The 9,257-nt window shown below is 42.5% G+C and carries 10 protein-coding genes and 1 pseudogene; 1 reads left to right on the forward strand and 10 read right to left on the reverse strand.

The genetic code is table 11. The annotated features are described in order from the left end of the window. Positions 1-36: 36 nt before the first annotated feature. The 10 genes from V7783_RS20115 to V7783_RS20160 are packed head-to-tail and all read right to left on the reverse strand — an operon-like array spanning position 37 to position 8,027. Positions 37-744, reverse strand: coding sequence for a hypothetical protein (locus V7783_RS20115; protein ID WP_335680255.1), 708 nt, complete (start codon positions 742-744; stop codon positions 37-39). Beyond that, entirely contained in the window at positions 741-1,481 is a 741-nt protein-coding gene (locus V7783_RS20120; protein ID WP_335680256.1) for an iron transporter, read from the reverse strand. Before V7783_RS20120 ends, V7783_RS20115 begins: the two co-directional genes overlap by 4 nt. Continuing rightward, a complete protein-coding gene (locus tag V7783_RS20125; RefSeq protein WP_335680257.1) occupies positions 1,468-1,815 on the reverse strand; it encodes a cupredoxin domain-containing protein in 348 nt (115 codons plus the stop codon). The genes V7783_RS20120 and V7783_RS20125 overlap by 14 nt, the downstream gene beginning before the upstream one ends. After that, on the reverse strand, positions 1,808-3,118 hold the full coding sequence (locus V7783_RS20130) for an ATP-binding protein (RefSeq protein WP_335680258.1): 1,311 nt from the start codon (positions 3,116-3,118) through the stop codon (positions 1,808-1,810). The genes V7783_RS20125 and V7783_RS20130 overlap by 8 nt, the downstream gene beginning before the upstream one ends. Beyond that, positions 3,118-3,777, reverse strand: coding sequence for a response regulator transcription factor (locus tag V7783_RS20135; RefSeq protein ID WP_335680259.1), 660 nt, complete (start codon positions 3,775-3,777; stop codon positions 3,118-3,120). The genes V7783_RS20130 and V7783_RS20135 overlap by 1 nt, the downstream gene beginning before the upstream one ends. A gap of 9 nt (positions 3,778-3,786) precedes the next feature. Further along, positions 3,787-4,434: a hypothetical protein gene (locus tag V7783_RS20140; protein WP_335680260.1), complete on the reverse strand. Its 648-nt coding sequence runs from the start codon at positions 4,432-4,434 to the stop codon at positions 3,787-3,789. Between the two features lie 20 nt (positions 4,435-4,454). Continuing rightward, on the reverse strand, positions 4,455-5,231 hold the full coding sequence (locus tag V7783_RS20145; RefSeq protein WP_335680261.1) for an SDR family oxidoreductase: 777 nt from the start codon (positions 5,229-5,231) through the stop codon (positions 4,455-4,457). Further along, on the reverse strand, positions 5,228-5,917 hold the full coding sequence (locus V7783_RS20150) for a TenA family transcriptional regulator (RefSeq protein WP_335680262.1): 690 nt from the start codon (positions 5,915-5,917) through the stop codon (positions 5,228-5,230). The genes V7783_RS20145 and V7783_RS20150 overlap by 4 nt, the downstream gene beginning before the upstream one ends. Next, on the reverse strand, positions 5,914-7,389 hold the full coding sequence (locus V7783_RS20155; RefSeq protein ID WP_335680263.1) for an AMP-binding protein: 1,476 nt from the start codon (positions 7,387-7,389) through the stop codon (positions 5,914-5,916). The genes V7783_RS20150 and V7783_RS20155 overlap by 4 nt, the downstream gene beginning before the upstream one ends. Further along, positions 7,386-8,027: a thermostable hemolysin gene (locus V7783_RS20160; RefSeq protein ID WP_335680264.1), complete on the reverse strand. Its 642-nt coding sequence runs from the start codon at positions 8,025-8,027 to the stop codon at positions 7,386-7,388. Before V7783_RS20160 ends, V7783_RS20155 begins: the two co-directional genes overlap by 4 nt. Positions 8,028-8,652: 625 nt before the next feature. Between V7783_RS20160 and V7783_RS20165 the strand changes: the two are divergent. Continuing rightward, positions 8,653-9,257 (forward strand): annotated as a pseudogene (locus V7783_RS20165) (dipeptidyl carboxypeptidase II); the annotation flags it as partial.

Raw genomic sequence — 9,257 nt, forward strand, 5'->3', positions numbered from 1 at the left:
TCAACCTCTTTATTTTTATTTTAACTGGATTTAACACTAAAACTCGAACTCTAAGGCAAGGCGAAAGCTATGGTCTTTTTCTGATTGGCTTATTTCAGTAATAAAACCCGCTTCCCATTTTAATTGCCGTTGTGGGCTAAAACGATGCAAACCAATAAAGCCAGGTCCGACACCTACAAAGTCTTCCCCCACGTACACCTCTAAAGCTGGCTGAAATTCAGAACGATAGCGATAACGATATTGCGCTCGGTATTCGCTTTCCCATTCATTTTCAATGTCGGCTCCCCACTCATACACTAAAAAGGCATTCATGGTTAAACTAGTTTTACCGAATTCTTTTTCCCATAAAAAGCCGGTCGTAAATTCGTATGCGTCTTGATCGTGTTGTTTCTCTAATTCAAACAAAGCGCCCCAGTCAGCCCATAAACGGCCTTGTTCTACTAACTGCCAGCGTAATTCGAGTTCATAAGCTGATAAACCAAAATCACCATTATCATCACGCTCACCGACCACATAACCTTCAAGACTCATGGTGTCGTTAAATGCGCCCCCCAACCCTACTCGTTGCGCTAAAATATTGCCACTATCGGTTTGGTGCGATACTAAGCGCCACTCAAACTCACGTTCAAATGGCATTACATAAGGATGGTAGACTTTATCTACCACAATACCATCCGCTTTAACTGCGGGGCTTATTGCTAGCAGTGATCCAACACAAGCTAACAGCAATACGGTTAATTTCATATTGGTTCCTTAACTGAGTTTCGTTTACTGAGTAACCAACTGACCAATAAAAATACACTCATTGCTATGGTGTATAACCAGATCGCGGTTTTACTGGGTGTTGCTTCATAACCGATTAACGCTTTAAGTACGCGACCTAACTCTGAGTTTTCAATAAGAAAGCCACGCCAATCAACATAACTTGCGGTGATATTAGCCAAATCAATTTGGCTGGCTAAATCGAGGGCGATCAATGTTTTTGCCGCAGCATTCATTGCTAGTAAAATAATTAACGGCAGATTACCAAAGCGCTGCTTTATGCCATCCAGTAAAAAATAAAAAAGCGTGCCGAAACTAAAGCAGATCCCTAAGCCCAACGCCGTGCCTATCAGTAATGGCTGTGCGGTTTCGTTTGTTTGCCAAAAGCTAATTAAGTAAATCATGTAATGACTTAAGTACACGATCATAACACTTATCATCGCGATTACCGCGCCTTGACGTTGTTGTTGGCACGCAAGTAAGGCCGCTACAAACATGATGCCGCATAAGGCAATTTGGCTAAATTCTACCCCTCGGTGATCAAATAGCTGACTGATCGAAGCTGCGTAGTGCACATAGATAAAGCTACTCAATAGGCCAGCCAGCAGCGTGATCACTAATTCCTTTTGCGATAACTTAACTATGGCGTGCAATAACACCCACAAAATAACAACCGGTAGTAGCTGATTGATACTCATTAATAAGCTAGTGATCAGCATTATCTTGCTCCTCAACGATCACTACCCCACGGGCAGTATTAGGTGAAAACTCACCAAAGAATTCGTAGCGCCCAGGCGATAAAGGGCCGATATAAATCACGCTAACACGACCTGGATAAAGTACTTTTTCACGGTTTAGATCGAAGCTGTCAAATTCTTCTGGGGTGCTGTCTTGGTTTTCAATCAGTAGCTTAAGTTTTTTATTTTTCGGCACCACAATTTCACCGGGGTAAAACAAGTGCTCTTTTAAGATCAGTTTGAATTCCTGTGCTTGAACAGTCAACGAACTCAATAAAACAATGACCAAGTAGACATTTAACAGGTGTTTACTCATCCGCGTTCCCTTGCATAAACATCACTTCAACTCGTAAGCCACCGAATGGGCTGTCACTGAGGTTAATTTTGCCATTATAAATACCAACAATATGCTCAACAATGGCCATACCTAATCCCGTTCCTTGCTCTGACGAGGCGTGTTTATCGCCACCAACGCGATAAAAACGGTTAAATATTCGCTGTTTTTGACTGTCATCAATCCCCGGGCCCGAATCATCTATTTGCCATAAACACTGCCCACTTTGTTGTAATAAGCGGATCATTATTTGGCCATTTGCAGGGGTATACTTGATCGCGTTACTGAGTAAGTTGCTAAACAAGGTCGTGAGGGTAAATTCATCTCCAGCAATAATAAAATCCTCCCCTTCGAGAGAAATAGTATGACCCTTATTATCTATTTGATCATATAACTGTGCGACTACTTGCTGACTCACTTGCAATACTGATTGCGGATTAAACTGTGCTTGCCACTGCTCTGGATAAGTACGTCCGAGGATCAGCATTTGCTCTACAATGTTGCTCAGCTTGTCGATCCCTTTAGCCATCGCTTGCAGCTCTACGCTATCAATACCTTGGCCTTGTAAATTATGCACATTAATTTTTAAACTGCTAAGCGGAGTACGTAATTCATGGGCTGCATCTGAGGCAAAAAAGCGCTCGCGTAAATAAGCGCTTTCAACACGTTTAAACAAATCATTTAAACGACTAATAACAGGCTTTACCTCTGCAGCTGTCACTTGCCAATCAATAGCAGTAAAGTCGTTTGCTTGGCGCTGTTGTAATTGCCTTGATAACCGGGTTAGTGGCTTTAAACCTTGTTTTACAAATAGGCTGATCAAAATTGCCAGCAGCGGCACACTCCACAGTAACGGCGTCATCGCTGATAAAATAACACTCTCGGTCAAGGCAAAACGCTTACTTAATGGCTCTGCCACCAGCACATGTTTATTGCCGACCTGTAGGCGATAAACACGCATTCGTTGACCTGCAAAGTTTTCAACGCTTAATTCTTTTTGCCATTGTTTTTGCTCTAACGGCTTGGTTTTAAGTAAGGCTGAGCTACTGATCAAACGCTGATCCAACCACACTTGAAACATTAAATCGGGTAAATCACTGCTCAGGGTCACCGTGCTGCCATGAATAGGCTGCTCAATAAGCACATGTGCAAGGGTTTTTAATTCGTTATCAAGCAGGTGTTGCGCTTGCTCCATACTCTCTCGATAACCTTTGGTAAAGGCTAAAAAGCAGGTCAATACCACCATTGACAGTATAAGCAGGGTTAAACGCTTTTGAATCGACACTAACGCTTACCCACTACATAGCCAATACCCCGCAGAGTTTTAATCAATTCTTTGGGGAATTTTTTGCGTAAGTGATGGATATGAACTTCAATCGTGTTTGAGCCTACCTCTTCGCCCCACTCGTACAATTTGTTTTCTAGTTGCTGCTTGGACAGTACCCGTCCTTGATTTTCTAACAATGCTTTGAGCAACATAAATTCTTTACGGGGTAAATTAACGGGTTGTTGTTGATAACTGACCGTATGTGCAGCAATATCCATTACCACATCATCAACTGATAACAGGCTGCTTTGCGCCTGAGTTAAGCGTCGGCTCGCCACTCTGAGGCGGGCAAACAGCTCGGCGGGATCAAAGGGTTTAGCTAAGTAATCATCCGCGCCGAGATCAAGACCCAGCACTTTATCATCAATGCTGCCCCTTGCAGTTAAAATCACCACAGGTAAAGACTTACGGTGCTTTTTGATATGTTTAAGCACATCAATACCATCGCCGTCAGGCAAACCAAGATCAAGTACCACCAGCTCAATTTGATCACTTTGCAGCCATTGCAACGCCGCTTTAACAGTTGCGCAATGTTCGACGCTGTAACCTTGCTGGCGCAACGAACGCGATAACCCTTGCGCAACTAATTCATCATCTTCAACTAGCAGTAAATGCATAACAGCCTTTTATTTTTTAATTTTCTTATCCACTTTGCTCAACAAGGCGGTGATTTCTTGTTGGCGATATAGATCCGCTTTTGGTCTGTCTGCTCTTGCTGGCGCTTGCTGAGCAATGAGCAAATGCTTTTTCGCGGCGCTGTATTTACGCTCATCGAATAAAAATGCCGCATATAAATAATTACTATCTATGCCATTTGGGTTAAGCGTCAATGCTTGCTTAAACAGTTTATCGGCTTCATCGTCATCACCAAAACCAATTGGCCAACCAGGCACTTTAGAGTACAAAGTTGCTAAACTAGTATATGCCGAGCCATCTAAAGCTTTAGCATCTATTTTCATGGCTTGCTCAAATTGTGCTTTCGCATCTTTAGCAAGACCAAGTGCGCCAAGCCCACCTTTTGCCCCTGCATAGCTAGATAACACAATACCATACCAAATATGGCTTGCTGCTTGGTCATTATTGGCTTTAGTAAATTCTGCGGTAGTATTGACCAGTTTTTCAAAGGCCTCGAGTTGGCTGTCATCAACTAACTCATAATTAACCGTTGCCCATTGGCTTTGTACTGTGTGTAAGTCTGTCGCAAAATCAGCTTTGGCACTGTGTACTACAAAAGCACTGGCCCATATTAATGTAGTTAAGATTAGTTTAGTCATATTCGTTCACCTTTATCAATTTAGTTTACAAAAAAACTTTTAATTTTAGGAAGTTGTTTTGCAATGGCGTTATCTACTAGGGATGGAAACATGCCGTTTATACGAGCAAATAAGGTTTCCTCAAAGCCAATAAACCGCCGTCTATTGGTTGACTTGATCAAATCACTCAATGCTTGCGCTACTTTTTCAGGCGGATCCATGGTGTTGCCAAGCGCTTTGTTCATGGCCCTAACTTGAGGCGAATTAATCGCGGTATCAGTGGCTCTTGGCGCTAAGTACAACACCCGAACTTTACTATGACTGAGTTCACGGGCGAGCGCTTCGGTCATACCTCGCAGGCCAAATTTACTGGCGCAGTATAAAGTTTGGTAAGGGTAGCCAATGCTACCAAACGATGATCCCACATTGACGATAGTGCCACTATGAGCGGTGATCTGAGGCAAAAATAACTGACACAGCTTAATAGGCACAATTAGGTTAATCGCCAACAGCTGGTCTATCTGCTGCTCACTGATCTCATTAAATCCTTGCATCACATTAACGCCTGCATTATTTACTAATAACGCAGCGCCTCCTAGTTGCTTGGCAAAATCAGCCAGCTGGGTGCGTGTTTCAAGAAGATTTAAATCACCGACAAAGATTTCAGCATCATTTTCACATTGCCCTTGCAGTTGACGCAATTGTGCGTGGTCGCGACCAACCAAAAGTAACCGCCACCCTTGCTTAGCTAATAATCGTGCTATGGCTTGGCCAATACCGCCAGTGGCACCGGTTAGTACACAAATAGGGGCGCTCATGCACTTAGCTCCTGCGCGTTTGCTGGAAAAAATGGTTCGCTATCAAGGCCACGAAATATATTGCCGTACAGCTTATAAAAACATTTTGCAGCGTGAATAATTGCCTGCTTATCTTGCTCGTCAGTGATTTTATTCATCAGCTCTTCAAAAAACTTTACATGTTCAATATCAAGCGAGCCATGTGAGGTCAGATAACTGAATGCTTTTTTAGGCAACCCCACAACATCACGGATTGCACCAGCTGCATTATCGGCCAGTGCAATCGATGTACCTTCAAGCACATGCACCATGCCAAAAAAGCCCAACGGATTTTTACGATTAATAGTGTCATAGGCATATGCAACCATCAGCTCAGTGGCAAACTGTGGGGTGCTATTGCGCACCAGTTGTTTGTCAAAACCACAGGCAGCAATGTCGTTAAGGATCCACTCTTGATGGCCAAGCTCTTCTTCGATGTACTCTGCGACTGCTTCACGCAGCCACTCTTGTTGATCGGTTAATTTTGCCCCGACAGCCATCATTAATGGCACGGTATGTTTTACATGGTGGTAGGCCTGCGCTAAAAATGACGCGTATTCAGTTAAGCTTACTTGGCCTTTGAAAACTCGAGTAATAATTGGTGCACTCAATAGATAATCGCGCTCGGCTTGAGTGTCTGCTTGTAATTGCTCAAAAAAATTGTTCATAGTACTTCCTCACAAGGATATAGCGCTGCAATTTGCTGGCGATAAAAGTGATTAATGGCATCACGCTTTGCACGATTGTTGTTAGTTAACAATCCGCTTTGGTAAGTTAATGGCTCAACTAAGCGATGCCAGTGTTTAATTTGGGCGTAGTCAGGTAATTGCTGGTTAATAGCAGTCACATGCGCGTGTAATTGCTCAGTAGATAGCTGCTCAGTAGCATAAATTAATGCACTGAGGTAAGGGCGTCCTTCACCTACTACGACAGCTTGTAAAACCGCACTGTGACTAAGTAGTAGTGATTCAGGCCATTCGGCACTGATATTGCGGCCAAAACTGGTGATCAACTGATTTTTCAAACGCCCTTGAATGGTTAAACGTCCTTGCTGTTCAACCACTAAGTCGCCAGTGGCATACCACTGCTGTGGCTGCTGAGCCGCTTGCCCTAAATAACCTAAAAATAACGGGCCTTTAATAAACAATTGACCGTCTCGAATAGTCGTTTCAAGGTGCGGTAATACTCGTCCTGCGCAGCTGAACAAGTCATCATTTGGCGTATTTAAGCTCACTACTGAGGCTGCTTCTGATAATCCATAACCTTGATATACAGGTAATCCAAGCTGGCGTGCTTGTGCAATCAACTGGCTGCTGACAACCGCACCGCCCACCGCAATAAATTTAAGGCTTGCCGGTGGCTGCCAACCTTGTTTAGCAAACTGCACTAAACAGCTCAGTAGTTCAGGTACTAAAATCAAAGTATTTGGCGCAACTTTATCAATTGCCGCAATTAATTGTGCTGGTTGAGCTAATTGTGACCCTTGAAAACCTAATTCATTTAACGCCATTAAGTGCACGCTGCCAGCGGCGAGTAAGGGGGCATAGACACCGGCTATATTTTCTAATAACACCGGTAACGGCAGTAAACACAGGTGTTTAGGTTTGTCGATGCCAATTTGTTGATGTAACGATGTGGCAACCTGTAATTGACTCGCCAATGATAAACACACCCCTTTTGGTGAGCCCGTAGAGCCAGAGGTGAAGGTGATCTTATTGGTATGAGCAAAATACTCGACACTTGTTTGCACTGTTAGTTGGTAAAAAAACAACACAAAACATTGGCATACCGAAACTGTAGCAACCAACTGAGCATTTTCAGCTGTATATTGACGATCACTTATAAAAATAGTGGCACCACTGCTGGTTAAACTATGTTGTACTTGCTGTGGGGTAAAAAATACCGGTAACGGGATCGCTACTTTTTCAAGCTCACTCAGTAAGCTATCTAAAATCAGCCACGGTGGTGTGTTATCAACTTGAAAAGCCACACTTTGTCCGCTCAACTTAGTAAATACCTCAGCCAGTTTATTCGCTTCGGCTTGCCAGCTCGCTTTGCTCAGCGTTATTTGTTGATTATTGTAATGACTAATAACAAGACTCTGCTGCTCACAATGCGGTAATAACTCTAACCAGTTCATAGTGCCTCCAGTTGTAAAGCTAATTGTTCGCTCGCTTGCAAACACTGCTGTTTAATATTAAATAGCGCTGGGGCGTTTAATACGCACTGGTGGGCTTGTGCTAAATCAACCACACAAATTGTTGGCTGATTTTCATAATAGCTGCCCCAATCCGCAGGTTCAGCTAACGCTTGGCTATTAGCCAAGCCGATTTCTTTACAGTTAATACCAAGCATTTTTAGCAATGCACGCACTTTTTTAGTGGCACAAAACACCAAATACTCTGCACCACTTTTGTAAAGTGCTTCGTTCATTAACACAAAATGTGTCAAGGTCGCTTTGCGATGTGTTGAGCATAAATTACCAAGCTCAAAAATCTGCTCACGCTTGGCACTGACAAAATGTTCAATTGCAGCTGGGAGGTATTGTTCTACAAATAGAGGCTGTTGGGCACAACGTAGTCCTAACGTACATACTTCATCAGCCACAGTGAGTTCGCAAAGTAACGGCATAAAATGCGTGATCTTGGCATTGTATGCCAATGCAAAGCCTCGCTTAATATTGTTCTCAAGGCGGTTACGGTACAACTGCCCTTCGCGAACGCAAACAAACGCAGGCTCTGTGACTTGAGTATGATGTAATTGTTGGACTGAAAGCATTTTTGTTCGCTCCACTAAAGATATGTTTAAAATTTATAGGGCGAAACTTAAATAAAACTTAAGAACAATTAATTTTTATAAATTGTTTTTAATCAACTGATTTATTAGGTTTTATTTTAATAAATGGCTAAGGCAGGCATTTTTGAGTCATACTTTTAGGGTTAACCTTAAGTTTATTCTATATACGCTTAATGGCAGTTTAGTTGTAATAACATTTGCTACAATATAACATATTGATAATTTAATTAGATTGCTACAGGTATTGTAAAGGCTGATCCGATACTAGTGTGCAGCGCTTTAACCTGACAATAGTGTCAGCATAGGCAGCTTTTTACTTTAGGTTACTCGCTATAAAGTGACAGAGTTGCATGACTAAAGACTGTAATGAACATTCAGACTTTTGTGAACGTTCGCCACTTATCGCAGCCAAAAACCACCTTATCGCAACGGATTAGGTCATTCACTATTATCCGCAGTATGCTCGGAGCATTGACTATCTGAGGCTCTATTAAGGTACACCGTACCTCCACCTATTACGCAAGCTAATTAATACAACAGCATATAGTTAGCTGGTCTACAGAGCAGTATCGGCACAATTTTATTTTAAAAATGACAAGAGAAAACAATGAAACATTTATTACTCGCAACCGCGATCAGTTCAGCGTTATTATTAACGGCCTGTTCTGAACCTCAAACAACAGCCAATAACAATACTCAAACTGAGCAAGCAACAACAGCCGCACAAGTTCAGCCAGCTAATCCATTGTTCGTAAAAAGCGCATTACAGTACGAAACTCCTGACTTCAATGCTATTAAAGACGAGCACTTTTTGCCTGCGTTTAATAAAGGCATGACGGAGCAAATGGCTGAAGTGCAGGCGATCATCAACAACCCTGCAAAACCTGATTTTACAAATACCATTGTTGCGCTTGAAAAAAGTGGTGAGTTATTAACCCGCACTCGCAGCATTTTTTATAACCTTGCTGGCAGTGACTCAAACCCAACTCGTCGTGAAATACAAAAAGAGTTAGCGCCTAAAATGGCCGCGCATAACGATAACATTTTCTTAAATAAAGCATTATTTGATAAAGTAGCAGCGATCCACGCTGAGTCAGACATGGCACTAAGCCCTGAAGAAACACGCTTGTTAGACGTTTACTACAAACGCTTTGTACGCGCCGGTGCGCAATTAAACGATCAACAAAAACAACAAATTCGTGATATCAATAC

The sequence above is a fragment of the Pseudoalteromonas sp. genome (genome assembly GCF_036960685.1).
Taxonomy (GTDB): Bacteria; Pseudomonadota; Gammaproteobacteria; order Enterobacterales; family Alteromonadaceae; genus Pseudoalteromonas.

Coding starts and splice junctions, on each gene's coding strand:
- V7783_RS20155 (WP_335680263.1), bottom strand. CDS start 7,389: ATGAACTGGTTAGAGTTATTACCGCATTGTGAGCAGCAGAGTCTTGTT.
- V7783_RS20125 (WP_335680257.1), bottom strand. CDS start 1,815: ATGAGTAAACACCTGTTAAATGTCTACTTGGTCATTGTTTTATTGAGT.
- V7783_RS20150 (WP_335680262.1), bottom strand. CDS start 5,917: ATGAACAATTTTTTTGAGCAATTACAAGCAGACACTCAAGCCGAGCGC.
- V7783_RS20145 (WP_335680261.1), bottom strand. CDS start 5,231: ATGAGCGCCCCTATTTGTGTACTAACCGGTGCCACTGGCGGTATTGGC.
- V7783_RS20115 (WP_335680255.1), bottom strand. CDS start 744: ATGAAATTAACCGTATTGCTGTTAGCTTGTGTTGGATCACTGCTAGCA.
- V7783_RS20140 (WP_335680260.1), bottom strand. CDS start 4,434: ATGACTAAACTAATCTTAACTACATTAATATGGGCCAGTGCTTTTGTA.
- V7783_RS20160 (WP_335680264.1), bottom strand. CDS start 8,027: ATGCTTTCAGTCCAACAATTACATCATACTCAAGTCACAGAGCCTGCG.
- V7783_RS20120 (WP_335680256.1), bottom strand. CDS start 1,481: ATGCTGATCACTAGCTTATTAATGAGTATCAATCAGCTACTACCGGTT.
- V7783_RS20135 (WP_335680259.1), bottom strand. CDS start 3,777: ATGCATTTACTGCTAGTTGAAGATGATGAATTAGTTGCGCAAGGGTTA.